The organism is Streptomyces sp. NPDC107562 (assembly GCF_055657325.1).
Map to the genome: position 1 here is coordinate 119,297 of NZ_JBVKBE010000019.1, position 23,462 is coordinate 142,758.

19 protein-coding genes and 1 pseudogene are annotated in these 23,462 nt (G+C 74.0%); 8 read left to right on the forward strand and 12 right to left on the reverse strand.

The features are described 5' to 3' along the window. Positions 1 to 2: 2 nt before the first annotated feature. The gene (locus ACZ7LV_RS35390; RefSeq protein WP_401672001.1) at positions 3 to 449 is read right to left on the reverse strand and encodes an Lrp/AsnC family transcriptional regulator; all 447 of its coding nucleotides are present in this window, start codon (positions 447 to 449) and stop codon (positions 3 to 5) included. Between the two features lie 163 nt (positions 450 to 612). On the opposite strand from ACZ7LV_RS35390, the pseudogene ACZ7LV_RS35395 reads away from it, so the two are divergent. Together ACZ7LV_RS35395 and ACZ7LV_RS35400 are read left to right on the forward strand one after the other, a co-directional pair. Further along, positions 613 to 1,088, forward strand: a pseudogene (locus tag ACZ7LV_RS35395) (rhodanese-like domain-containing protein). A 70-nt stretch (positions 1,089 to 1,158) separates the two neighbouring features. After that, positions 1,159 to 2,004, forward strand: a complete 846-nt coding sequence (locus ACZ7LV_RS35400; RefSeq protein ID WP_471945458.1) for an SDR family oxidoreductase — start codon at positions 1,159 to 1,161, stop codon at positions 2,002 to 2,004. Positions 2,005 to 2,027: 23 nt separating this feature from the next. Here ACZ7LV_RS35400 and ACZ7LV_RS35405 read toward each other — a convergent pair whose 3' ends face one another. Next, positions 2,028 to 3,719 carry a DUF885 domain-containing protein gene (locus ACZ7LV_RS35405; protein ID WP_471945459.1) on the reverse strand — a complete coding sequence of 564 codons (1,692 nt, stop codon included), beginning with the start codon at positions 3,717 to 3,719 and terminating at the stop codon, positions 2,028 to 2,030. A 33-nt stretch (positions 3,720 to 3,752) separates the two neighbouring features. Continuing rightward, positions 3,753 to 4,244, reverse strand: a complete 492-nt coding sequence (locus ACZ7LV_RS35410; RefSeq protein WP_365444835.1) for an Lrp/AsnC family transcriptional regulator — start codon at positions 4,242 to 4,244, stop codon at positions 3,753 to 3,755. Positions 4,245 to 4,309: 65 nt separating this feature from the next. On the opposite strand from ACZ7LV_RS35410, the gene ACZ7LV_RS35415 reads away from it, so the two are divergent. Continuing rightward, positions 4,310 to 5,536, forward strand: a complete 1,227-nt coding sequence (locus tag ACZ7LV_RS35415; RefSeq protein WP_471945476.1) for a trans-sulfuration enzyme family protein — start codon at positions 4,310 to 4,312, stop codon at positions 5,534 to 5,536. A gap of 78 nt (positions 5,537 to 5,614) precedes the next feature. On the opposite strand, the gene ACZ7LV_RS35420 is transcribed toward ACZ7LV_RS35415, so the two are convergent. From ACZ7LV_RS35420 to ACZ7LV_RS35445, 6 genes are all read right to left on the reverse strand, one after another. Then, positions 5,615 to 7,057, reverse strand: a complete 1,443-nt coding sequence (locus ACZ7LV_RS35420; protein WP_471945460.1) for a GNAT family N-acetyltransferase — start codon at positions 7,055 to 7,057, stop codon at positions 5,615 to 5,617. Between the two features lie 179 nt (positions 7,058 to 7,236). Continuing rightward, positions 7,237 to 9,891, reverse strand: coding sequence for a DUF7824 domain-containing protein (locus ACZ7LV_RS35425; RefSeq protein WP_471945461.1), 2,655 nt, complete (start codon positions 9,889 to 9,891; stop codon positions 7,237 to 7,239). Continuing rightward, positions 9,888 to 11,300: an SWIM zinc finger family protein gene (locus ACZ7LV_RS35430; protein WP_471945462.1), complete on the reverse strand. Its 1,413-nt coding sequence runs from the start codon at positions 11,298 to 11,300 to the stop codon at positions 9,888 to 9,890. The genes ACZ7LV_RS35425 and ACZ7LV_RS35430 overlap by 4 nt, the downstream gene beginning before the upstream one ends. 190 nt (positions 11,301 to 11,490) lie before the next feature. Beyond that, the gene (locus ACZ7LV_RS35435) at positions 11,491 to 13,065 is read right to left on the reverse strand and encodes an alkaline phosphatase D family protein (protein WP_471945463.1); all 1,575 of its coding nucleotides are present in this window, start codon (positions 13,063 to 13,065) and stop codon (positions 11,491 to 11,493) included. 304 nt (positions 13,066 to 13,369) lie between these two features. Beyond that, the gene (pdxR, locus tag ACZ7LV_RS35440) at positions 13,370 to 14,818 is read right to left on the reverse strand and encodes a MocR-like pyridoxine biosynthesis transcription factor PdxR (protein ID WP_471945464.1); all 1,449 of its coding nucleotides are present in this window, start codon (positions 14,816 to 14,818) and stop codon (positions 13,370 to 13,372) included. A 62-nt stretch (positions 14,819 to 14,880) separates the two neighbouring features. Next, the gene (locus ACZ7LV_RS35445; protein ID WP_471945465.1) at positions 14,881 to 15,732 is read right to left on the reverse strand and encodes an alpha/beta fold hydrolase; all 852 of its coding nucleotides are present in this window, start codon (positions 15,730 to 15,732) and stop codon (positions 14,881 to 14,883) included. 207 nt (positions 15,733 to 15,939) lie between these two features. On the opposite strand from ACZ7LV_RS35445, the gene ACZ7LV_RS35450 reads away from it, so the two are divergent. Continuing rightward, a complete protein-coding gene (locus tag ACZ7LV_RS35450) occupies positions 15,940 to 16,824 on the forward strand; it encodes an RNA polymerase sigma-70 factor (protein ID WP_471945466.1) in 885 nt (294 codons plus the stop codon). A gap of 200 nt (positions 16,825 to 17,024) precedes the next feature. After that, positions 17,025 to 17,786, forward strand: coding sequence for a GntR family transcriptional regulator (locus ACZ7LV_RS35455; RefSeq protein WP_471945467.1), 762 nt, complete (start codon positions 17,025 to 17,027; stop codon positions 17,784 to 17,786). A 78-nt stretch (positions 17,787 to 17,864) separates the two neighbouring features. Here the strand turns inward: ACZ7LV_RS35455 and ACZ7LV_RS35460 are convergent, their stop codons facing one another. The 3 genes from ACZ7LV_RS35460 to ACZ7LV_RS35470 all read right to left on the reverse strand — a co-directional run bounded on the left by ACZ7LV_RS35460 (position 17,865) and on the right by ACZ7LV_RS35470 (position 20,957). After that, positions 17,865 to 19,022, reverse strand: coding sequence for an ROK family transcriptional regulator (locus tag ACZ7LV_RS35460; protein WP_471945468.1), 1,158 nt, complete (start codon positions 19,020 to 19,022; stop codon positions 17,865 to 17,867). Between the two features lie 100 nt (positions 19,023 to 19,122). Next, a complete protein-coding gene (locus tag ACZ7LV_RS35465; RefSeq protein ID WP_471945469.1) occupies positions 19,123 to 19,785 on the reverse strand; it encodes a response regulator in 663 nt (220 codons plus the stop codon). Between the two features lie 14 nt (positions 19,786 to 19,799). Then, complete coding sequence (locus ACZ7LV_RS35470; RefSeq protein WP_471945470.1) at positions 19,800 to 20,957, reverse strand: sensor histidine kinase; 1,158 nt, start codon at positions 20,955 to 20,957, stop codon at positions 19,800 to 19,802. 107 nt (positions 20,958 to 21,064) lie between these two features. Here ACZ7LV_RS35470 and ACZ7LV_RS35475 point away from each other — a divergent pair, with 107 nt between their 5' ends. The 3 genes from ACZ7LV_RS35475 to ACZ7LV_RS35485 are packed head-to-tail and all read left to right on the forward strand — an operon-like array spanning position 21,065 to position 23,194. Then, the gene (locus ACZ7LV_RS35475; RefSeq protein WP_471945471.1) at positions 21,065 to 21,985 is read left to right on the forward strand and encodes an ATP-binding cassette domain-containing protein; all 921 of its coding nucleotides are present in this window, start codon (positions 21,065 to 21,067) and stop codon (positions 21,983 to 21,985) included. Between the two features lie 2 nt (positions 21,986 to 21,987). Then, entirely contained in the window at positions 21,988 to 22,713 is a 726-nt protein-coding gene (locus ACZ7LV_RS35480; protein ID WP_471945472.1) for an ABC transporter permease, read from the forward strand. A gap of 40 nt (positions 22,714 to 22,753) precedes the next feature. Then, a complete protein-coding gene (locus ACZ7LV_RS35485; RefSeq protein ID WP_471945473.1) occupies positions 22,754 to 23,194 on the forward strand; it encodes a hypothetical protein in 441 nt (146 codons plus the stop codon). Positions 23,195 to 23,462: the final 268 nt, after the last annotated feature.

Below are 23,462 nucleotides of genomic sequence, written 5' to 3' on the forward strand. Positions count from 1 at the left end.
ACTCACCGACCGAGGGGACGCCTCGGCAGCGGCGACGAGTAGACGACGCTCGTCGTCACCGAGCCCAGCGCCCCGATCCTGCCCGACACCTCCTCCAGGTGGCGCATGGAGCGGGCGGCGACCTTGATGACGAAACAGTCGTCGCCCGTCACGTGGTGCGCCTCCAGGATCTCCGGGGTCGCGGCGACGAGGTCGTGGAACGGCTTGTAGTTGCCGGTCGGATAACGCAGCCGGACGAACGCCAGGATCGGCAGCCCCAGCCGGTCGGGGTCCACGACGGCGGCGTACCCCTGGATGACGCCCGCCTCCTCCAGCCGCCGTACCCGCTCGGTCACCGCGCTCGCGGACATCGAGACGGCCCGCGCCAGCTCGGCGAAACTGGCACGGCCCTCACGCTGGAGGACTTCGAGGATGCGCCAGTCGGTGGCGTCCGGGGAAAACGCGGTCATCCGCGATGGATAGCAGGGCGATCCCCGGCCGATCAAGGGGTACGCCGGGAAACTCTCCTTCAGGGAACGGGACGACAGGACGTACATTTCAGGCAGATCGAGCACGCACCGGCGGGCCCGCCCCGCCCGGCCCGCACCGCCACGCTTCGGAAAGGCCCTGCCGATGAGCCACACCACGACCGCCGGCAACCCCGTCCTGCGCGTCGCCCCCGCCGCCCGGCCGCGGCGGCCGCCCACTTCCGCGCGAGTCTCGCCTTCCACGCCGACGTCTCCGACGTGGCCGCCGCGCTCGCGGCCGACGGCGATCCCGGGTTCGTGCTCGTGGACTCCCGCTCGACGGAGTCGTGGGACCAGGGTCACATCCCCGGCGCCGTCCACCTTCCGACCGCGCTGATCCTCGGCCAGGCCGGGCAGCTCCTCGACAAGTCGGTGCCGCTGGTGACGTATTGCTGGGGCCCCGGATGCAACGGGGCGACCCGTGCCGCGCTGGCTCTCGCCGAACTGGGCTACCAGGTCAAGGAGATGCTGGGCGGCTTCGAGTACTGGGTCCGGGAGGGCTTCGCGTACGAGACGTGGCAGGGCCCCGAACGCCAGGACGCCGACGCGCTGACCGCGCCGGCGGGCGACTGCGGCTGCTGAGCGCCCTGGGGCCACCCTGGTGGCGAAATCCGGGTGCGTCCCGGGTGGCCGTCGCGCATCATGGTCGACCATGCCGCTCCTCCCCCCTCCTTCCCCCGAAGACCTCCGCCGCGACCCCCTGCCCCTGCGCGGCCGCAGTGCCCTGGTCACCGGGGCCAGCCGACGCGGCGGCATCGGACATGCCGTCGCCCGGCGGCTCGCCGCCCACGGCGCAAGCGTCTACCTGCATCACCACGTGCCGCACGACGCCGCGCTGCCCTGGGGCGCCGACCGGATCGAGGACGTCGTCGACTCCGTGCGCGCGGCGGCGGGCGACCCCGAAGCGCGGGTCGCGGCCGGGCCCGGTGACCTCGCTGGTCCGGCCGCGCCCGCCGAACTGATCGCCACCGCCGCCGGGGCGCTCGGCGGACGGTTGGACATCCTCGTCGCCAACCACGCCCGCAGCGGATCCGACGGGCCGCTCGACGCGATCGACGCCGACATGCTCGACGCGCACTGGGCGGTCGACACACGGTCGGTCGTGCTGCTGGTCCAGGCCTACGCGCGGCTGCGGCGGGAACTACCCGCGCGAACCCCCGGCGGGCGCGTGCTGATGATGACCTCAGGACAGGACATCGCGGGCGGTATGCCCGACGAGATCGCCTACGCCCTCCAGAAGGGCGCCCTCGCCTCCGTCACCCGCTCGCTGGCGACGACGCTCGCCGAGCAGGCGGTCACGGTGAACACCGTCAACCCGGGGCCCGTGGACACGGACTACCTGACCGGCGAGGTCTACGACGCCGTCGCCGCGCGCTTCCCCGCCGGACGGTGGGGCATGCCCGACGACCCGGCCCGCCTCATCGCGTGGCTCGCCACGGACGAGGCGGACTGGATCACGGGCCAGGTGATCAACTCCGAGGGCGGCTTCCGGCGCTGACGCGACTGTCCGCCCCGCGGGCCTCAGAGCCGGGACAGCTCGTCCACCAGGTCGTCCAGCCCCAGGGACCCCTGGGAGAGGGCGGCCATGTGCCAGGCCTTGAGGTCGAACGCCTCGCCGTGCCGCTCCCGCGCCTTCTCCCGGCCCAGCAGCCAGGCGCGTTCGCCCAGCTTGTAGCCGATCGCCTGGCCGGGGATCGTCAGGTAGCGGGTCAGCTCGCTCTCCACGAAGTCCGCCGGGCGGCTGCTGTGCGCGCCGAAGAACTCCTGCGCCAGCTCGGGCGTCCAGCGCTCCCCGGGACGGAACGGCGAGTCCGCCGGGATCTCCAGCTCCAGGTGCATGCCGATGTCGACGATGACGCGGGTGGCCCGCATCATCTGCGCGTCGAGGTAGCCGAGGCGCTGCTCCGCGTCGGTGAGGAAGCCCAGCTCGTCCATCAGCCGCTCCGCGTAGAGCGCCCAGCCCTCGGCGTTGGCGCTGACGCCGCCGATGGTGGCCTGGTAGCGGGAGAGGTCATCGGCGACGTGCGCCCACTGCGCGAGCTGGAGGTGATGGCCCGGGACACCCTCGTGGTACCAGGTCGACACCAGGTCGTAGACAGGGAACCGGGTCTGCCCCATCGTCGGGAGCCAGGTGCGGCCCGGACGGGAGAAGTCCTCCGAGGGGGGCGTGTAGTACGGCGCGGCGGCGCTGCCGGGCGGGGCGATACGGGACTCCACCTTGCGTACCCGCTCGGCGAGTTCGAAGTGCGTGCCGTCCAGCTCCTGGATCGCCTGGTCCATCAGGCCCTGGAGCCATTCCCTGACCTCGTCCACGCCCTCGATGTGCGTGCCGTGCTCGTCGAGGTGGGCGAGCGCCTCCCAGGGCGTCCGGGCGCCCGGGAGGATCTTCTCGGCCTCCTGCTTCATCTCGCCGAGGATGCGGTGGAACTCCGACCAGCCGTAGGCGTAGGCCTCGTCCAGGTCGAGGTCGGTGCCGTTGAAGTAGCGCGACCAGCGGGCGTACCGCTCCCGGCCCACCGTGGCCGGCGCGCCCTCGACGGTCGGCGCGTACACGTCGCGCATCCAGTCGCGCAGCTCCACCACGGCCGCGGTGGCGCCGCGGGCGGCCTCGTCCAGCTCGGCGCGCAGCGCGTCGGGACCGGCCGAGGCGAAGTCCTCGAACCAGCCGCGTCCGCCGCCGTCCGTGTCGGCCCACTCACCGAGCTGCTCGATGAGGGTGGCCGTCGGGCGCGGGCCCGCGTACAGCTTGCGTTCCAGGCCCAGCGCGAGGGACTCGCGGTAGCCCGCCAGCGCGGCCGGCACCGCGCGCAGCCGGTGCGCGATCGCCGCCCAGTCCTCCTCCGTGTCGGCCGGGGTCACGGTGAACACCTCGCGCACCGGGTGCACGATCGTCCCCAGGTTGCCGACCGAGCGCAGGCCCTCGTCGGCCTCGTGCACGGCGAGCTCGGCGGTGAGCCGCTCCCGCAGCAGGCGCGCACAACGGCGCTCGATGTCACTGTCCGCGCCGGGCGCGCGCTCGGCCTCGTCGAGCTTCGCGAGGGTCGCCCGCGCCAGCTCGGCGCGCGCTTCCTGGCCCGCGGGCGACAGATCCGGCAGGCGGCCGGAACTCTCCTGCACGCCGAGATACGTACCGGTGACCGGGTCGAGGGCGATGAGCTCGTCGACGTAGGCGTCGGCGACCTTTCGGGGAAGTGGGCTCTTGGTGTCTGACATGGGGGCCATCCTCGTACGAGGGGCCACTGTGCGTCACCCTGATTGTGCCGAGGGCGAAGGCGGCAGCAGCGGCCCGCAGTCCCACCGCTGGAATATCAACCGTGTCTCGACGCGTGCGACTTCGCGGTGGGCCGTGAACTCGTCCAGCACCAGCCGCTGCAGGTCCGCCATGTCCGCGACGGCGACGTGCACGAGGTAGTCGTCGGGACCGGTGAGGTGGAAGACGGTCAGCGACTCCGGCAGCGCCCGGATCCGTTCGACGAACGGTCGCACCAGCTCCCGTCGGTGCGGTCTGACCTGCACGGACAGCAGGGCCTGCAGACCGCGCCCCAACTTGGCCGGATCCAGCCGCAGCTGATGCCCGAGGATCACGCCCGCGCGGCGGAGCCGGGTCACCCGGTCCAGGCACGTCGACGGTGCCACGCCCACCTGGGCGGCGAGATCGCGGTAGGTCGTCCGGGCGTCGTTCTGCAACAGCCGCAGCAGATCGAGGTCCACCGGATCCAGTACGACAGATTCGGCCACCGGCCGAACGTAGCACGGGTTCCGCCCCCTGCGACCCGTTCGGTGTTCACCCTGCGGACATGGAGATGAGAGCGCTGGACAGCGTGGACACTGCCACAGGAGACACCGGGCGGACGGCGTCGGCCGGGGGCCCGGCCAGGCGGTTCGCGACCGAAGCCGTGCACGCCGGGCGGGACGATCTCGCCCGGCAGGGCCTGCACGCCCCGCCCATCGACCTGTCCACCACGTACCCCTCGTACGACAGCCGGGCCGAGGCCGCCCGCATCGACGCCTTCGCCACCACCGGCGCCGAACCGGACGGCCCGCCGGTCTACGCCCGGCTGGGCAACCCGACCGTCGCGCGCTTCGAGACCGCCCTCGCCCGGCTCGAAGGCACCGAGTCCGCCATCGCCTTCGCCAGCGGCATGGCCGCGCTGAGCGCGGTCCTGCTCGTACGGGCCTCCCTCGGCCTGCGCCACGTCGTCGCCGTACGGCCCCTGTACGGCTGCAGCGACCACCTCCTGACCGCCGGGCTCCTCGGCTCGGAGGTCACCTGGACCGACCCCGCCGGCATCGCGGACGCCCTGCGCCCCGACACCGGCCTCGTCCTCGTCGAGTCCCCGGCGAACCCGACCCTCGCGGAGGTGGACCTACGGGCCGCCGCGCACGCCTGCGGTTCGGTGCCGCTGCTCGTCGACAACACCTTCGCCACGCCGGTCCTGCAGCGCCCCGTCGAACAGGGCGCGCGACTGGTGCTGCACAGCGCCACCAAGTACCTCGGTGGCCACGGCGACGTGCTCGCCGGAGTCGTCGCCTGCGACGAGGAGTTCGCGGGACGGCTGCGGCAGGTGCGGTTCGCGACGGGCGGGGTGCTGCATCCGCTCGCCGGCTATCTGCTGCTGCGCGGACTGTCGACGCTGCCCGTGCGGGTGCGGGCGGCGTCCGCGAACGCGGCCGAGCTGGTCCGGCGGCTTGCCGCCGACCCGCGCGTCGCCCGCGTCCACTATCCGGCCGTAGGTGGCGCGATGGTCGCCTTCGAGGTGCACGGCGACCCCCACGAGGTCATCGCCGGCGTCCGTCTGATCACCCCCGCCGTAAGCCTCGGCAGCGTCGACACCCTCATCCAGCACCCGGCGTCGATCAGCCACCGCATCGTGGACGCGGACGACCGCCGGGGCGCCGGCGTCAGTGACCGGCTGCTGCGGATGTCGGTGGGGTTGGAGGACGTCGAGGACCTGTGGGCCGATCTGGACACGGCCCTGGGCGAGGAGCCGGTCGCCGCCCGGGCGGCGGCGGGGGTGTGGCACGCCTGAGCGGCCCGGCCCCGCCTCGGGGACGGCCCGGGTGAGTCCCGCACCGTCCCCGAGGCGTCGATCACCGACACCGTCGGGTCATTCGCGCACGGACCGCTCGCCGAGCCGTTCCCCGTCGTACGGCGGACCCGTACGGACCGGCGCCGCGTCCAGGCGGGCCGTGATCACCAGGGTGCCCTCCTCGATCTGGTAGTCGAGGGGCAGGCCCAGGCCGCGCATCGCAGCGACCATGCCGGTGTTGGACGACTGCGTCACGGCGTACACGCTCTCGCAGCCCGCCTCGACCGCCATGGACACCAGGCGGCCGAGCAGTTCCGCGCCGATGCCCCGGCGCTGCCAGTCGTCCTCGACGAGGAGCGCGACCTCCGTCTCGTCACCGTCCCACAGGAGGTGGCCGAGCCCGACGATCCGGCCCGAGGCGGTCTGCACGGCGAGCGTCCGTCCGTAGCGCGGACTCAGCAGGTGGTTGAGGTAGCGGTCGGCGTCCCCGACCGGGCCGTGATAGCGCATCGACAGGGTGCGCGGCGAGCACCGCTCGTGCATCGCCTTCGCGGCCTCGACATCACCGGTGTCGGCCCGGCGCACGGTGATGGCGCTGCCCTGCGGCAGGGTCAGTACGTCCTGGCTGCGCGGGACGCGCGGGCCGAGCCGGGCGTCCAGCTCCACCAGCGCCCTCGCCCGCGCGAACTCGGTCGGCGTGAACGGCAGATACGGCCGCTCCACGGTGATCACTCCGCCTTCCGGCGCTCGCAGTCGCAGCACGGTGTCCTCCAGGACACCCTCCACCGGCACCTCGTCCACCGCGCGGCGACCGCCGCCCATCGGGGCCGCGGGCAGCGAGCGGATCGTGCACCGGCCCAGCAACTGCCGCAGCGCGAGCGGTAGTTCGGCGGCGTCCAGAGCCGTGCGGGTGGCCAGGCCCAGCACCCGGGTCGGGGCGTCGACCAGATCATGGGCGTCGGCCCGCTCGATCCACGTGCCCGCGCCGCCCGCCCGCGCCGCCGCCCGCGTCAGCTCGGCCGCCGCGAGCCCGGCGGGGGCCCGCAGCAGGAACTCGTCCACCGTGCCGTCGCCGAGCGGGTGCGTCTGCAGGCTCAGGATGTCGATCCGCTGCCCGGCCAGCTCCGTGCAGAGCGCGGCGAGCGAACCCGGCTCGTCCTTCACCGTGGTGCGCATCCGCCAGAGCGTGCTCTCCGTGGGCCGGCCGGCCTCCGGACGCGCGGCGGCCGCGGTGGGCGTGGACGGCCCGGCCTGCCCCTTCGAGGAGGGCGGCCGGGCGCCGGTATCGCTGGTCGGCGGTGCGTGCCCGTTGCGGCGTGACCACCAGGTGTGGAACGTCGCCGTGGCGAGCAGGGCGATCGCGGAGATCACCAGCACCGCGGGGCCGTCGGGGCCGTGGCCGATCAGGTCGGCCACGGCGTCCGCCACCGCGACGGCGGTGAACAGGGCCGCGAGCTCCACGAGGTCCCGTCGCCAGTGGTGCACGGGGCGGCCGTGTTTCGTACGTGTCACGTCAGACATGTCTCGACTCATGCACCCACTGTGAAGGAATGGTGTTGCGTGATCACGAACGCTTTGTGACTGATCGGTAAAGCGTGGATCTGCCCTATTTGTTGTTCTTTTTATCAGTGCGCGGTCGGACGGTGACGACCTGCGAGGACGGATGTGTCCGCCCGCACCCCGGTACCAGGCCGTCTACGTCATGCGGCCACCCGCTCGCCCAGCGCACTGCGTAGCCGGCGCGCCTGCGACACCAGGCGTGAGGAGCCGCGCCGGGCCGCCGCCCGGGACAGGTGCGGCAGCTCGCCGCGTGCCCCGGACCGTTCGGCGCACTCGGCCGCCACCGCCAGCAGTTCCCCGAGGCCCCGGGCCGGCGTGGACGTCTCGCCGCTCGTCAGGTCGGCGAGCAGCTCGGGCAGCGTCCCGCTGAGGACGCTCCATGTCGTGGCGTTGGCGCCGGTGGCCGCCGCCGTGCGCATCGACTCGGCGAGCCGCTGCGACTTCACCGCGCCGCACCGGACCAGCTGCCCGAGGTCCGCGCCCAGCCGAGCCGCGTCCAACTGCTTGCGCGCGGCCAGCACCAGCAGCGCGTCCACCGCCGCGAGCCGGTCCTCGGGATGCCGGGCCCCGAGCCCGTAGGCGACACCCAGATGGAGGGCCTCGCCCGCCTGACCGCCGGACTCCGCGAGCGGCGGCAGCGCCGCGGCGGCACCCCGCGAGTCGTCCAGGGCGAGTTCGGACAGACCTTGCAGCAGCCGCGCCGCCACCAGCTCACGCCGCTCGGGGAGCATGGCCGGCCAGTGCTGCCGCAGGTCGTCCTCCCAGTGGTAGCACCACCGGTACTTCGAGGAGCCGCCGAAGGGCCTGCCCAGGGAGCGGAACTCCGGCGGGAAGTCCTCCTGCAGCTCCAGGACGTCGCCCAGCTCCACCAGGACGCGCCGCCCCGACGTCCGCCGCCAGGCCACGGGTGTCTCCGGTGCACCGGAGGTCAGCCAGGCCGCCAGCCGCGTCCCCTCCGCCGTGCCGAGAGCCGCCGCACGCAGGGCCGCCGAACCGGCCGCCTCCCGGTCCCCGCGGCGCACCCGCAACAGGGCCTGCGCGAAGTCGCCGTCCGCGACCCTGGCGCCCAGCCGGGCGTAGGTGGCGAGGCGTTCGACCAGGTCGGCCGGCTCCAGCAGGCCGGTGCTCCAGGTCGGGGTCGAGAGCAGGAAGGGCAGCGGGTCGGTCCGTATCCGGTACGCCACCTCCCACATGCGGCACTCGAACGCCCGGAGGAGGGCGCTGTGCACACAGTCCCGGGTGTCGGACCCACGCTGGACGCGGGTGTGCAGCGTGGCGGTGCGGACCGCGCCGCGCAGCGTTGCGAGGAGGAGGTCGAGGCCGCTCGCGGCGTCGGAGACGGCGCCGTAGGAGTGGCCGAAGGCGTCGCGCGCGACGGACCCGTCGGCACCGTTCCACCAGCGCCGCGCGACCACCGGCTCCAGGGCCGACAACAGGGCCTCACGATCCCCGTACGCGTGCCGCACCAGACCGTCCAGGGCCCGCTCGAAATCGGTGACGCCCGGCTCGGAGGCCAGCGCCGCGCCCACCTCCTCGGCCAGTTCCACGGCGGACGCGGCGGCGGGGGCCAGGCGCGCCGGCCGCGGTGCCGGGGGCAGCAGCTCCTCGTAGCCCGACGGCTCGGGGCCGGCCGGTGCCGCGCCCAGCGACTCGACCGCTCTGGCGCGCAGACCGGGGATCAACTGCTCGGCGGCCAGGGCCAGATCGGCCCGCGCCGGCACCGAGTCGAGCTTTTCCACGTGCCGTTCGACGAGCTTGAGCGCACGTTCCTGGACGTCCGCGTCGTCGTGCCCGAAGGCCTGTGCGACGGCGGGCAGCAGCTCCCCGGCCGCGGACGCGTTGCGTGTCAGCACCTTGCCGAGCAGCACCAGCTGGGCCCGCACGAGCTTGCGCTCGGTGCGGAACAGCACCGCCTCGGACATCTCCGCGAGCTCTCCCGGGGCGAGCCCGCCGTCCAGGGCCAGCGCCGCGAGGACCGACTGGGCGTGGGCGGCCACCGTCGACGTGGCGTCCGAGGCCAGTGCCGACAAGTCGGCCTTGCGCTCCCGCTCCTCGTCCCGGGTGAGCGCGAGGCACTTCAGCAGGCGCAGGAACGCCCGCTGATCGGCGGCCGTGCCACCGCGCAGCAGCCGGGCCACACACGCGTCGACCGTGACCCCACGGTCGAGGGCCCCCTCCACGGTCAGCTGCGCCAGCGCGCCGATCCAGCTGTCCGGTCCGTCGTGACGCGGCCACTGCAGCCGGCCGCCGATGTCGTCGGTCTCGAACACCGCGGTGACGAGCTCCCGCAGATGGGGGTCCCGCCGCAGCCGGTCGAGCAGCGTGCCCCCGCGCTGCCACGAGCCGTTCAGGTGGTCGATCCAGCCCCGGACATAGGCGTCGGTCGTCGGCACCGGGCAGCCGGAGAGCCGCACCAGCCCGGCCATGAGCTCGAACGGCACCCACGCGGTGACCGGACGCTGTGCCAACCGGTGCGTCACATCCGCCAGCCAGTCCGTCTCCCGGTCGCCCAGGACATGCAGCAGCACTCCCGGCGAGACCTGGGACCAGCGCATATCGGCGGCGGCGATCCAGCTCGCCACCGCGGCCGCACCTGTCTGGCATGCCGCCCCGGCCGCGTGCAGCGCGGGGTAGGCGCGCCGCGCGGCCGACTCCCAGGGCGCGGTCCGCAGCTCCTTGCGCAGCTCCTGCAACGCGGGCAGACAAGCGCGCTGTTCGGCATCCGTCAGCCCGTCGAGCAGGCCCACCACCTCGGCCGTACGGCCGGCCCGCACCAACTCCAGCAGCGAACTCATCGCACACCCCCGTCGACCCGCTCCGGCTGTCCCGCCCGCGCCACGGTGACCCCGCGCCGCACCATGCGCACCGCCAGCGCGTGTTTGCACGGTCCGCGCCCTCCCCGGTACTTCGCCCACCACAGGCAACTGCAGCTGAGCACCCCCGCCTGCTCCCGCACCCGGTGCAGGTGCCCGTCGTCCGCCGTCACCGTGGCCACCGCGCCGTCCAGGGCGACCGCGCCCGCCGCCACCAGCGCACGGGCGGACCGCAGACGCGGGTTGTGCCGCTCCACGCGCTCGGCGTCGTAGGGCAGTTCGCGGTGGAAGTAGGCGGCCTCCGCCACGTCGTACCCGACGCGCCCCGAGGTGCCGAGGCGGACCAGGGCGGCCCGGACGCGCCCGGCGCTCAGCCCGGAGGCGGCAGCGAGGCCGCCGACGTCGACGCGCGGCTCCCACGCGAGCAGGACCGCGATCAGCTCGGCGTCCTCGGCGGCCTCGTCGGTCGCCAGCGCGTCGAGGACGCCGCCCTCCCCGGAGAACCCGCGCGAGGCGTCGGGTGACAGCGTCAGGGTGAGCCGCATGCCCGGCAGGACGGCCTCCCAGGCCGCGGCGGCGGGGGCGGCGTCACCGCCGACCCCGGGGCCGTACACCCGCAGGGACGTCGCGTGCCGCAGGACGCGCTGGAGCGCGATCAGCCGCTCAGGGCCGGGCAGGCACACCGCGCCCGGCACGGCCCTCGTGCTCGGCCGCAGCCCGCGTCCTGCCGGCACCACCCAGCGGGCGCCGGCCGACACGCCGCGCCCGCCGCCCCGGGGCAGCGCCCGCAGGAACCGCACCGCCTCGGCTGCGGGCAGTTCGGCCCGCAGATCGAATCCGGCGGCGACGACCTGGGCTTCGGCGAAGCCCCGCAGCCAGCGGTCCGGAAGCGGGACCTTCTTCTCCACGACCGGCCCGTCCAGCGTGGTCACCGCCAGTTCGTCCGGGCCGACCCGCAGGTGGAGCGGATCGGCCGGACCGATCCGTGACAGGGCCTCGCGCAGCGGGTTGTTGACGTCGACGTTGGTCGTGCCGTGCCCCACCGCGTCGCCGTCGAGGCCCGCTTCCAGAACGTCCAGGCGCGCGTACACCCCGCCGCAGCCGGAGAAGGACTCGAAGCGCAGCCGGTCCCCGTTGCCCGTCACCACCGGGTCGAGCGAGGCGCGCAGCTGCCGCTGGTAGTACCGCGCGGCCGCGACGTCCGCCACCGCGAGCAGCCCCGCCGCAGCTGCTTGAGGGGTGCTCAGAAAGCCCGCGAAGAACTGCGGATGGTCGCGCACACCCGAGGGTGTCGCACCTCGTGAGGTCTCCAGTCCGAGGCGCTGTCCGTCCGCCGCGGACTCCAGCACGGAGGGTCGCCGATAGGCCACGGCCTGCAAAGATCGCGTCATGGAAAAACCGTAGGGGCGACCACTGACAATCGGCCTGACCTGTGACGAGGCGCCTCAGGCAGGGGAGTTGCAGGAGAACGCGAGAGTGCCGCGCACCGGGGGATGACGCCGGTGCGCGGCACGTCGGACGAGGGTACGGCAGACGCCGCCCCGGACGGGAACCTCGGACCTCGGACTTCAGCCCTCGGACCTACTGACCGACCCGTCCGGGCCGCAGCACCTTCGTGAACAGCACGGTTCCGTCCTGCTCGCGCAGCCGGACCGTCAGTTCGGCGCTGTCGCCGTCGATGTCGACCTCGCCGAAGAACTGGTAGCCCTCGGCGGGGGAGACGTTCGCGGTCGTGGGAGCTTTCACGAACACCCGCTCCGGACCGAAGGTGTCGTCCAGGGCGTTCGCCGGGAAGGCGCCGGCGTTGAGGGGGCCGGACACGAACTCCCAGAACGGCTCGAAGTCCGTGAACGCCGCCCGCGAAGGCTGGTAGTGCTGGGCCGACGTGTAGTGCACGTCGGCGGTCAGCCACACCGTGCCGGTGATCCGCCGGTGCTTGACGAACCTCAGCAGCTCCGCGATCTGCAGCTCACGGCCGAGCGGGACACCCGGGTCGCCCTGGGCGACCGCCTCGATGTTCGCCCGGCCGTCCCCGGTGTCCGGCACGACCAGGCCGAGGGGCATGTCGGAGGCGATGACCTTCCACACGGCCCGCGACCGGGACAGTTCCCGCTTGAGCCACTCCAACTGCTCGCGGCCGAGGATGCCCTGGGCGTCGCTGGTCTGGTCGTCGGCCGAGTTGGCGTTCCGGTAGGTGCGCATGTCCAGGACGAAGACGTCCAGCAGCGGGCCGTGGTGCTGCACCCGGTGGACCCGCCCGTGCGGGCGGCGCAGCGTCGAGACGGGGAAGTACTCCGAGAACGCCTGCCGGGCGCGCGCCGCGAGCACGTCGACGTTCTTCTCCGTGTACCGGCTGTCGGTGAGGATCTCGCCCGGGTACCAGTTGTTCGTGACCTCGTGGTCGTCCCACTGGATGATCGAGGGGACCTGGGCGTTGAACGCGCGCAGGTTCTCGTCCAGGAGGTTGTAGCGGAAGTTGCCGCGGAACTCCGCCAGTGTCTCGGCCACCTTCGCCTTCTCCTCGGTGGTGATGTTCCGCCAGGTCCGCCCGTCGGGCAGCGTCACCGTCTCGGTGAGGGGGCCGTCGGCGTAGACGTTGTCGCCGCTGCACAGGAAGAAGTCGGGGTCGAGCGCGGCCATCGCGTCGTAGATGCGGTAGCCGCCCAACTCGGGGTTGATGCCCCAGCCCTGCCCGGCGAGGTCGCCGGACCAGACGAACCGCACGCCGTCCCGCCGCCGGGTGGAGGCCGTGCGGAAGGTGCCGGCGACCGGCTCGCCGGTACGGCGCGGGTCGTCCGGGTCGGCCAGCAGCACGCGGTAGTGGATCTGCTCGCCGGACGGCAGTCCGCGCAGCGCGGTCGTGCCGGTGAAGTCGGTTCCCTTGCCGAGCAGCGGGCCGTACCAACGGCGCGCGTTGCGGAACGACTCGGTGGCGGAGGTCTCGACGATCATCCGGGCCGGTCGGTCGGAGCGCACCCACACGAGTCCGGAGTGCGTGGTCACGTCGCCCGTCTGCACGCCCCAGCCGGCCGCCGGGCGCCCCGACAGGGCGAGGGCCGGCGCCGCGCCGAGTCCGGTGGGCAGAGTCAGGGCCGCCGACGCGGCCAGAGAGCCGCGCAGGACGCTGCGGCGGCCGGGCAGGGGTGGGTGTGACATGGGTGCGCCTCCAGGACAGGACGGATCCGGCCAGTTGCGATGCCACAACTACTGGGACCCCGCAGCGCCCACGCGAACCGGGAGTGAACAACACGCCCCGGGCGGCACAGGAACAGGAACCGGTGCGGGGAGCGGTCGTGACGGGGACCGACGGCACCGGAGGCGAGACCCGACACCCGCGCGGCCCGATGCCCGCGCTGCGTGACGCGCCCCCGCTGCCCCGCTGCCCGCGCTTCGTGACGCGCCCCCGCTGCCCCGCTGCCCGCGCTTCGTGACGCGCCCCCCCCGCAACCCGACGCGCCCCCTACCCTCCGCTCACCGCCTCAGCCATCGCCCGCACCCCCTCCCGGATCCGTCCCGGCGGCACCTGCGCGTACCCGAGGACGAGCCGCACCGCCTCCTCCTCGTTCCCAGGGAGACGCGCAGGCGTGTGGGCGCACTCCGACAGCGCCCGTACGGCGACCCCCGCCGCCCTCACGCGCGCGAGGAACCGCTCCTGCGGCCCGTACCGTCGTGGCAGTGTCGCGATGACGTGCAGTCCCGCGGCGATCCCGGACACCTCGGCACCGGGGAAGTGCTCGTCGAGCGCCGCCACCAGGGCGTCGCGCCGTTCTCGGTACGCGCGCCCGCAGCGCCGCAACTGGCTGTCGTACTCGCCGCGCTCCAGGAACCGCGCGAACACCGCCTGGTCGAGGGCGGGATGGCCGAGGTCGAGGGTCTGTTTCCGGGCGATGACGTCGTCGGCCAGCCACTCGGGAAGAAGCAGCCAGCCGAGTCGCAGTCCGGGCGCGAGGGACTTGCTGACCGACCCCGTGTAGGCGACGCGCTCGGGGTCGAGGCCCTGAAGGGCGCCCACCGGTGCCCGGTCGTAGCGGAAGTCTCCGTCGTAGTCGTCCTCCAGCACGATGCCGTCCACCGACCGCGCCCAGTCGAGGAGTTCGGCCCGGCGCCGGGCCGAGTAGGCGATCCCGGTCGGGAACTGGTGCGCCGGAGTCGTCACCACGGCACGCACCCCGGACGACCGCAGGGGACCCGTCGCGAGGCCCTCGCCGTCCAGCGGCAGCGGCACGGAACTCACGCCGGCCGAGGCGTACATGCCGGCGTGCTGCGGGCTGCCCGGATCCTCGACACCGATCGCACGGGTGCCGCGCGCCCGCAGCACCAGGGCGATCAGCGTCGTCGCCTGGGTCACGCCGGAGACGACCACGATCCGCTCCGGGTCGGCGACCACGCCCCTGCGGCGCCCGAGCATCTCGGCCAGGGCGGTGCGCAGCCGGGGGAGCCCGCGAGGATCGGGGTAGCCGAGGCCGTGGTGGGGCAGTTCCGTCAGCACGTGGCGCTGTGCGGCGGCCCAGGCGGCGCGCGGGAACAGCGACAGGTCGGGTGTCCCCGGCACGAAGTCGGCGCGCGCGGCGGCGGCGCGGGGAGCCAGGTCACGCGCGCGCGGGTGGGCGTCCCGGGCCGCGTCGCCCACCCAGGTCCCCGCGCCCCGGCCGCTGCGCAGATATCCCTCCGCCGTCAGCTGCTCGTAGGCCTCCGTGACCAGCCCGCGCGAGACACCGAGGTCTGCCGCGAGGTCCCGGCTCGACGGCAGCCGGGTGCCCGGCGCGAGCCGCCCGGAGCGGACCGCCGCCCGCAGCGCCGCCTGGAGCGAGCGGCCACGCGCGCGTGCGGGCGCCGAGGCGGCGGGCAGCAGCAGCTCCCACGCGGCGGGGCCCTGGTGTCGCGCACCGTCGGTCTGCGAGGGCTTCATGGACGGGACAGTAGCGGGGCCCGGCGGCGTCGCCCTGGGCCGCCGAGCCCCCTGCACGTGACTCAGGGAGTCTGCCGCGCGGCGGACCGGCTGCCGTCGAGCAGCACGCGCGCGACGAGCGCCGGGTCGTCGTTCATCGGGACGTGACCGCAGCCGGGCAGCCGGACCAGTCGGGCCCTGGGCAGGATGTACTTGGCGCGGACGCCCTGCCGGGGCACCAGCAGCCGGTCCCGGCTTCCCCAGGCCACGGTCACCGGGATCCCGGTGATGTCGTCGGTGAACCGCACGTCCCGGCCGCTGCGCAGGGTCTCCGTGAATCCCTGGGCGCGGGCCAGCGCGAGCGTCTCGGCGACCACGGCCTCGGGCGAACGGCGGGCCGGGCGGGCGTAGATGGCGCTTGTCAGCAGGGTGCGTCCCACGGCGGGCCGGGCGAGGGCCTGGACGACGGGCGGCGGCATCCGCCGGGCGATCTGCCGCATCGCCGTGAGCACGGTGAAGGCGTAGCGCCGCTCCGCCTGCGACCAGAACCCGGCGGGCGACAGCGCCGTCACCGACCGCGCCAGCCCGTCCCGGCCGAGTTCGAGGGCGAGCAGGCCGCCCAGCGAGTTGCCCGCCACATGCGGCCGTTCGAGCCCGAGTGCCTCGAACAGGGCGGCCAGCACGGCCGTCGTCGTCGGCAGGTCGTGCGTCAGCCCGTCCGGAAGGGCCGGGGACTCCCCGCACCCCGGCAGGTCCACGCAGATCACGTCCCGCTCGACGGCCAGGACGGGGACGACCGGGTCCCACACCTGGCGATGGTGGCCGATGCCGTGCAGCAGGACCAGCGGTTCACCGGCCCCCACGCGCGTGTGGGCCAGGCTCATGACGCGCGGGCCCTGCGGGGTGGGGACCGTGAAGGAGACGGTGGAGGACATACAGCTCCTCGTCGAGGACTCGGTGCCGGACATGGTGTAGACACCTTGTCAGCAATGGCTACCGACGGGTAGCCCCCGGTCGGCCTCGACCGCATGGCCGAACCTGCCGCCCCGGACACGGTGTTGCGGACGTCCGTCGCCCGGCCGCACGTGCGCGTACGGCGAAACCGCCTGGACATGATGTGCCGGGTCGGATGGGATGGGGCGGTGAGCGCCGATCGTGCGACCGAGGTCTTCGAAGAGCATCGCCCGCTGCTGCTGGGCGTCGCCTACCGCATGCTCGGCCGCGTCGCCGACGCGGAGGACGTGGTCCAGGACGCCTGGCTGCGCTGGTCCGGCGCCGACCGCGCCGAGGTGCGCGACGCCCGCGCCTACCTGGTGCGCGTCACCACCCGCCTGGCCCTCGACCGGCTGCGCCAGATCAAGGCCCGCAACGAGGCCTATGTCGGCCCCTGGCTGCCCGAGCCGTTCCTCACCGAGTTCGGGGACACGGCCCCCGACACGGCGGATCGCGCCGTCCTCGCCGACTCCGTCTCCTTGGCCGTCCTCGTCGTGCTGGAGTCGCTGTCGCCGCTGGAGCGGGCGGTCTTCGTGCTCCGGGAGGCCTTCGGCTACCCCTATGCCGACATCGCCGCCCTGCTCGACCGCGCCGAGCCCGCCGTACGGCAGCTGGCGGGCCGGGCTCGCCGGCACGTCGAGCAGAGGCGCCCGCGCTACGACGTCGACCCGGCCCGGCGCCGGGACCTGACCGAGCGGTTCCTCGCGGCGGCCGGGGGCGGCGATCTCGACGGCCTCATGGCGCTGCTCGCGCCCGACGTCCGCCTCGTCGGCGACAGCGGTGGCAAGTCCAAGGCGCCGCTGCGGGTGCTGGAGGGCGCCGACCACGTGGGCCGGTTTCTCACCGGTGTCGCCGCGAGGGGCATCCCCGACGCGGCCTTCCGCCTTTTGGAGCTCAACGGGGGCCCCGCGGTCCTCGTCGTGTCCGGCGGTGAGCCCGACGTCGTGCTCCAGCTGGACATCGCCGACGGACGCGTCCAGACCGTCTATGTGGTGCGCAATCCCGACAAGCTGCGATCACTGGCCACCGTCTAGACGTCGTTGTGTCACGTATGTGGCGAAGTGCGAACGTCCCATGAACGCTCGGCCGCACACCACCTGTGCGGCGCCCGGGCGATCAATGATTGGTCTTGACCAAGGGTGGGGGTCGTCCTATGGTCGCAGATAAGTACAACAACCTTTAATAAACAAGGGCGCTAAAACGCCGCCGATCCACGGCGATTGCGGAGGACAGGGTGGGGACCACGCAGCTGGAATCGGTGCCGGAACCTAAGTACTGGCATCTCAAGACCGTGCTCACGGAGGCACTCGACTCCGAGTTCTCGGTGGGCGAGATCCTGCCCAACGAGCGCGACCTCGCCGCTCGCTTCGGCGTCGCCCGCGCCACGCTCCGCCAAGCCCTGGAACAGCTGGAACTCGAAGGCAGACTCCAGCGCCGCCGCGGCGTCGGGACGACCGTCGCCCCGCCGCGCGTGGGGGTGGCCGTCGGCACCGAGCAGCACGACTGGCCGGGCGGGTCGGGCGACGCCTGGCAGGCGGTCGACTGCGTCGTCGCCGCCCCGCCGGCCGCGGTCGCGGACGCCCTGGAGACGGGCCGCGAGGAGCCCGTGCACATCGTGCGCCGCACCCGTACGACCCACGGCCAGCCCGTCGCCGCGGAACTGCTCTACGTCGCCGGGTCGTCGGTGCCCGACCTGTCCGCCATCGACGCCCCGGCCGGACCGGCACGCGCGCGTGCGGTGCTGCGCGAGCTGCGGCGCCTGGAGCTGGAGGGACAGGACCGTGCCGTCGAGCTGGGCTCGGCCCGCGCCGACGACGCCAAGGAACTCGACCGGCTGCCGGGCGCGCCCGTCCTGGTCGTCACCACCCGCTTCCACGCCGACGGCCGCACCGCCGCGGTCTCCGTCGCGACGTACCGCGCGGACACCTGCCGGCTGACCTTCGGCGACTCGGGCGGCGTGGAGATCCACGAGGGCCCCGAGCGCAAGGCCTCCTGACCGGGGCGCGATCTTCCTCGTGAGGGGCCCGGAACTCCTCCGGGCCCGCACGGCTCCCCGGCCCCCGCGCGGCGCAGGTCAGCGGCGCGCCGTCACCGTGCCCTCGACCGCGAACAGCTGCTCCTCCACGTGGTCCAGGGCCAGCCGCAGCGCCCCGGTCGCCACGGCCGCCTCGCCCAGCAGCGACAGGGTCACCTTCGGCGGGCGCAGGCAGTAGCGCGCCAGCTCCCGCCGCAGCGGATCCAGTACGCCGTCCAGTCCCGCCGCCCAGCCGCCGATCACGACCAGTTCCGGGTCCAGGGCCAGCGCGAGCGCCGCCACGTCGTGCACGAGCCGCTGGATGAACCGCTCGACGGCGGCCGTCGCCCGCTGATCCCCCTCGCGGGCCTGCGCGAAGACCGCGGCGACCGCCTGCTCGTCCAGCGGATGCAAGGGTTCGTCCGTGGTGGACAGCAGCGTCTCCGGCGTCGCCTCCCGGCCCAGCAGATGCAGCGCGCCGATCTCACCGGCGGCCCCGCCGAACCCCCGGTGCAGCCGTCCGCCGATCAGCGCGCCCGCACCCGGGCTGAGTCCCGCCAGCACGAACACCACGTCGTCGGACTCGATGGCGGAACCCTTCCAGTGCTCGGCGACCACCGCCGCGTTGGCGTCGTTCTCCACCAGCACCGGGCACTTGAAGGAACGGCTCAGCCGCTCCCCGAGCCGCAGCCCCGTCCAGCCGGGCAGGGCGGTCCCCAGGCGCACCGTCCCGTCCGCCTCGACGATCCCCGGCGTCGCCACCCCGACGGCCCGCAGCGAGCCCCGCGCGATCCCGGCCCGGCGCAGCAGCTCGGCGACGGCGGTGCGCAGCCGCTCCAGCCGCTCGTCGGCGGACGCGGTCTCGTCGATGTCCTTGGCCTGTGCGCCGACGATCCGCCCGTCCAGCCCCGAGAGCAGCGCGGCGACCCGGTGCGGCCCGATCTCCAGCCCCAGCAGGTGCCCGGCCTCGGCCCGGAACCGGAACCTCCGCGCCGGTCGCCCCTGGCGCCGGGCGGCGCCCTCCTCGGCGGCCTGCTCCACCACGAGACCGGCGTCGATCAGGCCCTCGACGACACCCTCGACGGTCGGCCGGGACAGGCCGGTGACTCGGGTGATCTCCGTGAGCGTCGAGCAGTCCGTGGCACGCAGCGCGTGCAGCACCACCGCGGAATTGATCCTTCGCAGCAGCGAGGGATCCCCGCCGGTCAGCCGCCCCAACGTCCGTCCTCCCAGCTCGTGCGCGTGTTCGCCGGATCGTACTCGGCGCCGGCGGACAGCGGCGAGTGCCAGAGCCCCCCGAATCCGCCGGGGACATGGATCAGCCGGGCGAGACGAACCCCGACTCGTACGCCGTGATCACCGCTTGGGTGCGGTCCCGCGCCCCGAGTTTCGCCAGCACGGCACTGACGTGGGACTTCACCGTCTCCGTACCGACGGCCAGGCGCCCGGCGATCTCCGCGTTCGACAGGACGCGGGTCATCAGCCGCAGCACCTCCGCCTCACGCTCGGTCAGCCGCGCCCGGTCCAGCGCCGCCCGGGCCGCGCGATTGCCGCCGCTGTCGCCGTACTCCGCCGCCAGTTGCCGCACCGAGGCCGGGAACAGCAGGGACTCGCCCTCGGCGACCAGCCGCACCGCGTGCACGATCTCGGCCGGCCGGGCCCGCTTCAGCAGGAACCCGGAGGCACCGGCCCGCAGCGCGGCGTACACGTACTCGTCGTTCTCGAACGTGGTCACCACCAGGATCTTCGGCGGCTTCTCGACCGTCCGCAGCACCGCCCGCGTGGCCTCGATACCGTCCAGCAGCGGCATCCGTACGTCCATCGCGACCACGTCCGGGCGCAGTTGCCGCACCAGCGGGATCACCGCCGCCCCGTCGGCCGCCTCGCCGGCGACCTCGATGTCGGGCTGCGCCTCCAGCACGGCCCGCAGGCCCGCCCGGACGAGCGGTTCGTCGTCGACAAGGAGAACGCTGAGCGGCATCCCGCCAGCGTAGATCAGCCCAGCGGCAGCTCCGCACGCACCCGCCAGTCGCCCCCGGCCGGCCCCGTGCGGGCCCGCCCGCCGAGCAGGGCCGCGCGCTCGCGTATGCCCCGCAGGCCGCTGCCCTGCCCCGGGCCCGGCATCGCCCCGGGCAGCGGATTGCGGACGTCCAGCGCCAGGGTGCCGTCCGCCACCTCGATCCGGACGCGGACCGGGACGGCCCCCGCGTGCCGCAGGACGTTGGTCAGCGACTCCTGGAGGATCCGGTACCCCTCGCGCGAGACGGGCCCCGGCACGGCGTCGACGGGCCCGGTCACCTCCACGTCGACCGTCGCGCCGGACGCGCGCGCCGACTCCAGCAGCCGCTCCGCGTCCACGAGGGTGGGCCGGGAACTCGCCGGTCGCTCCGCCTCACGCAGCACGCCCAGCACCCGCTCCAGATCTTCCAGGGCGGCCCGCCCGGTCTCCTCGATGGCGCCCAGCGCCCGCTCGGTGAACGCCGGATCACCCGCCGCCCGCGCCGCGCCCGCCTGCACCACCGCCACGGTCAGGGCGTGACCGATGGAGTCGTGCAACTCGCGCGCGATGCGGGTGCGTTCGAGGAGTTGCTCGGTGCGCTCCTCCAGGGTGGCCAGCCGCTCGGCCGCGGAGGGGCCCAGGAGACGGCGCGCGGCCACCGTGGCCACGTGGCCCAGGCCGAGCACCGCCACGTACAGCACGACCACCGGCACGGGCGCCAAGAGCCCGTGCACCCACGGGTGCTCGAAGGTCCACAGCAGCGGGTTGTCCTCGTACTGCGGGCGCCCGAGCGCGGTCGCGACCATGTCGACCGAGGTCAGGGGCAGCCACACCGTCGCGAAGGCCGCGGCCGCGCCGAGAACCAGCCGGAGCTCCAGCCACACCACGGTCCGCCACCGGTCCTGCCAGGTCGCCGACGGCGCCGTGGAGATCCCCGAATCCGGCTCGCCCGGCACCAGCAGCAGCTGCGCCTGCACGCCCTCGCCCGTCCGCACCGCCGGGATCATGGCGACCGGGATCGCCAGCAGCGCGGGCACCCAGGGCCTCGACATGTCGATGAAGAGCCATACGCTCACGAGGAACACGGGCACCCACAGGTGCAGCAAGCGCGTGTACGTCGTCCCCCGCAGCAAGGGGCGCAGCAGTCGGCCCATCGCCTCATCGTGCCAGCCGGCACCGACGACGCGCCTCCCCCGGGCGGGGGAGACGATCTCCACGCGCGGGGGAGGAGGACGGCGCGCGGACCGTCCAGGCTGGCCCCATGACCAGCATCCACGTCCAGGAACTCACCAAGGAGTACGGCTCCCGACGCGCCGTCGACCACCTCACCTTCACCGTCCGGCCCGGCCGTGTCACCGGCTTCCTCGGCCCCAACGGCGCCGGCAAGTCGACCACCCTGCGGCTCGTCCTCGGCCTCGACCGGGCCACCTCCGGGACCGCCACGGTCGGCGGCCACCCCTACGCCACGCTCCACGAGCCCCTGCGCACGGTCGGTGCCCTGCTCGACGCGGGCGCCGCCCACGGGTCCCGCACCGGCCGGGACCATCTGCGCATCCTGGCGGCCGCGAACCGCATCCCGGTGGGCCGCGTGGACGAGGTACTGGAGGAGACCGGCCTCGCGCCGGCCGCGCGCCGCCGAGTGCGGACGTACTCGCTGGGCATGCGCCAACGCCTCGGTATCGCGGCGGCGCTGCTCGGCGACCCCGCGGTGGTCATGCTGGACGAACCGTCGAACGGCCTCGACCCCGAGGGCATCGTCTGGATCCGCGGCCTGCTGCGCCGGCTCGCCGACGAGGGACGTACGGTCCTGGTCTCCAGTCATCTGATGCACGAGACGGCGGTGTTCGCCGACCACCTCGTGGTCCTCGGACGCGGACGGCTGCTCGCGGACCTGCCCATGCGGGAGTTCATCGACGCGCGCGTGCGCCCCCGGGTGCGGGTGCGCACCTCCGACCCGGCCGCCCTGAAGGAGGCCCTCGGACGGCACGGCTACACGTCCACCGCGACCGGGGACGGCGCCTGGACCGTGGAGCACGCGCGCGTGGAGGACATCGGCCGCCTCGCCTCCGAGGCACGGGTGCCCCTCCTCGAACTTGCCGCCGCCGAAGGCACGCTGGAGCAGGCCTATCTGGACCTGACCGCGGCCGAGACCGAGTTCACCGCCCAGCGCCAGGAGGCCTGACCATGCCCTTCGCTTCCGTCCTCCATGCCGAGTGGCTGAAGATCCGTACCCTGCGGTCGTCGATCGGCACACTGCTGGTACTGGTCGCCGTGTCGACCGCGTTCTCCGCGCTGGGCGGCGCCTCCGACAGCGCCGACCCGGAGTTCGACCCGCTGTCCAACGCGCTCTCGGGACTTCTGATCGGTCAGATCGCCGCCATCGTGTTCGGCGCGACGGTCGTCTCGGCGGAGTTCCACGGGGGCGCCCTGCGCACCTCGTTGGCCGCCGTGCCGCGGCGCGGGCGGTGGTTCGCGGCCAAGTTGACGGCGGTGGCCGTACCGGGTCTCCTCGTCGGGGTGCTCACGGCGGCCGCGTCCCTCGTGGCGGGACGGAGCGCGATGGGTGAGGCCGCGGCCGGTCCGACGGCCGGGGCGCAGGTACGCGCCGTTCTGGGCGGTGGCGTATACCTCATGCTGATGGCCCTGTTCGCGGCCGGGTTCACCGCGCTGCTGCGCAGCGGGATCGCGGCGCTCGGCATCCTCGTCCCGTTCCTCCTGATCGTGTCGTTCGTCATCGGCGACGCGGCGGGTGAGGCGGTGGAGTTCATGCCGGACCGGGCCGGGCAGATCGTCCTGCGGGAGACCTGGGAGGGCACCCTCGGTCCATGGACCGGGCTGGCGGTGACCGCCGTGTGGGCGGCGTCGGCGGTGGCGGCGGGTGCGTGGAGCGTTCTGCGGCGGGACGCCTGACGGAGCGCCAATTGTCAGTGGCGCCGGGTTTACTGGGGTCATGAACCTCGCGCGGTGCCTGGACACGATCGACCGGCTGTGCTCCCGCCCCTTCCCGGCGGAGCACGGCTGGTCGGACGTCGGCCGGGGAGGACCGGGCTACTACGTGGCGGAGACGGCGGCGTGGGAGGCCGCGGACCCCGACTGCGCTCAGGGGGAGCGCGCCATCGACGACGTCGAGGCGTTCCGGGAAGGCATGGCGCAGCGGCTCGACGCACGGTGGGGCGCGCGACCGCCGTGGGCCATGCTCACCCTGCGGGTGCGCGCCGGACGCGGCGAGGAGATACCGGAGCCGTGGGCGAGCGTCAGTGCCCTGGCGGACGACCTGCGTATATGGGAGGCGACCGGGACGGGCCGCTGGGTCGCCCTCGGGGTCGCCCGGGGCGACGGCTCGGCCCCGGCCCGTCTCCTGACGGTCGTGACGGAGGTGGACCCCGAGTGACCGGTCCGGTCCCGCGTACGGCCTCACCGGCCTCCGAAGACCTCGCCCGCGTACGTCCAGTACGCGGGTCAGGGCCCGGCACTCCCCCAGCCTTCGGTCGGGGGGACCCCCGGAGCACGCACCTGACGCCGTCCGGCCGCCCTCCGGGCGACGACGCGAATCGTCGGACAGGCCCTAGGGCGTGTCCGCAAAGTCAGGTCAGCCAGAGTCGTAGGCAGGCGAGGGTGACCAGGGCTTGGTAGTGCCGGGCTCGTTTGTCGTAGCGGGT

Excerpts from the sequence above, each read along its gene's own strand:
- ACZ7LV_RS35390 (WP_401672001.1), bottom strand. The coding sequence starts at position 449 with ATGACCGCGTTTTCCCCGGACGCCACCGACTGGCGCATCCTCGAAGTC.
- ACZ7LV_RS35400 (WP_471945458.1), top strand. The coding sequence starts at position 1,159 with ATGCCGCTCCTCCCCCCTCCTTCCCCCGAAGACCTCCGCCGCGACCCC.
- ACZ7LV_RS35405 (WP_471945459.1), bottom strand. The coding sequence starts at position 3,719 with ATGTCAGACACCAAGAGCCCACTTCCCCGAAAGGTCGCCGACGCCTAC.
- ACZ7LV_RS35415 (WP_471945476.1), top strand. The coding sequence starts at position 4,310 with ATGAGAGCGCTGGACAGCGTGGACACTGCCACAGGAGACACCGGGCGG.
- ACZ7LV_RS35420 (WP_471945460.1), bottom strand. The coding sequence starts at position 7,057 with ATGTCTGACGTGACACGTACGAAACACGGCCGCCCCGTGCACCACTGG.
- ACZ7LV_RS35425 (WP_471945461.1), bottom strand. The coding sequence starts at position 9,891 with ATGAGTTCGCTGCTGGAGTTGGTGCGGGCCGGCCGTACGGCCGAGGTG.
- ACZ7LV_RS35430 (WP_471945462.1), bottom strand. The coding sequence starts at position 11,300 with ATGACGCGATCTTTGCAGGCCGTGGCCTATCGGCGACCCTCCGTGCTG.
- ACZ7LV_RS35435 (WP_471945463.1), bottom strand. The coding sequence starts at position 13,065 with ATGTCACACCCACCCCTGCCCGGCCGCCGCAGCGTCCTGCGCGGCTCT.
- pdxR (WP_471945464.1), bottom strand. The coding sequence starts at position 14,818 with ATGAAGCCCTCGCAGACCGACGGTGCGCGACACCAGGGCCCCGCCGCG.
- ACZ7LV_RS35445 (WP_471945465.1), bottom strand. The coding sequence starts at position 15,732 with ATGTCCTCCACCGTCTCCTTCACGGTCCCCACCCCGCAGGGCCCGCGC.
- ACZ7LV_RS35465 (WP_471945469.1), bottom strand. The coding sequence starts at position 19,785 with ATGCCGCTCAGCGTTCTCCTTGTCGACGACGAACCGCTCGTCCGGGCG.
- ACZ7LV_RS35470 (WP_471945470.1), bottom strand. The coding sequence starts at position 20,957 with ATGGGCCGACTGCTGCGCCCCTTGCTGCGGGGGACGACGTACACGCGC.
- ACZ7LV_RS35475 (WP_471945471.1), top strand. The coding sequence starts at position 21,065 with ATGACCAGCATCCACGTCCAGGAACTCACCAAGGAGTACGGCTCCCGA.
- ACZ7LV_RS35480 (WP_471945472.1), top strand. The coding sequence starts at position 21,988 with ATGCCCTTCGCTTCCGTCCTCCATGCCGAGTGGCTGAAGATCCGTACC.
- ACZ7LV_RS35485 (WP_471945473.1), top strand. The coding sequence starts at position 22,754 with ATGAACCTCGCGCGGTGCCTGGACACGATCGACCGGCTGTGCTCCCGC.